The sequence below is a fragment of the Xenorhabdus vietnamensis genome (genome assembly GCF_002127535.1).
Lineage (GTDB): Bacteria > Pseudomonadota > Gammaproteobacteria > Enterobacterales > Enterobacteriaceae > Xenorhabdus > Xenorhabdus vietnamensis.
The window spans coordinates 1-628 of record NZ_MUBJ01000125.1; the positions used below are offsets into that span (position 1 = coordinate 1).

Sequence of the window (628 nt, forward strand, 5' to 3'; positions counted from 1 at the left end):
CCACGGAAACACCGTACCCTGACACGGTGTGCATTCATCAGTTATTCGAACAGCAGGCAGAGAAAATCCCAGACGCCATTGCCTTGGTGTACGAAGACCAGACCCTCAGTTATGCCGAACTCAATGCCCGTGCCAACCGGTTGGCCCGTCAGCTCGTTGAACAGGGGGTTCAACCCGGTGGGCATGTGGTGCTGTTGCTGGAACGTTCGGTGGCGCTGGTGGCCGCCCAACTGGCGGTGCTGAAAGTCGGCGCGATTTATGTGCCGATTGACCCGGGTATACCGGATGAGCGGAAGCACTGGGTAATCAATGATTGCACGGCTCAGTTGCTGCTGACTGATGAGCACATGGAAATTCCGGTCAATCTGACGGTGCCGTTATTGCGAATAAGGGGAGAAACCGGCACAGGCCGAGAAGAAGGGGAAAATCTCAACTTACCCGGTTTTAGTTCGGATGCCGTTTATGTGATGTATACCTCCGGTTCCACAGGGGTACCGAAAGGGGTTGTCGTGTCCCATCAAGCGGTTATCCGGCTGGTCATCAATAATGGTTATGCTCAAATAAAACCGGATGACCGGGTGGCCTTTACGGCGAATCCGGCGTTTGATGCCAGCACGTTTGAGGTTTG

General features: G+C 54.5%; 1 protein-coding gene. It reads left to right on the forward strand.

All coding sequences use genetic code 11. From position 1 onward, the window contains the following. The coding region (locus Xvie_RS20510) for an AMP-binding protein (RefSeq protein ID WP_139838942.1) at positions 1-628 on the forward strand (628 nt) is incomplete at both ends.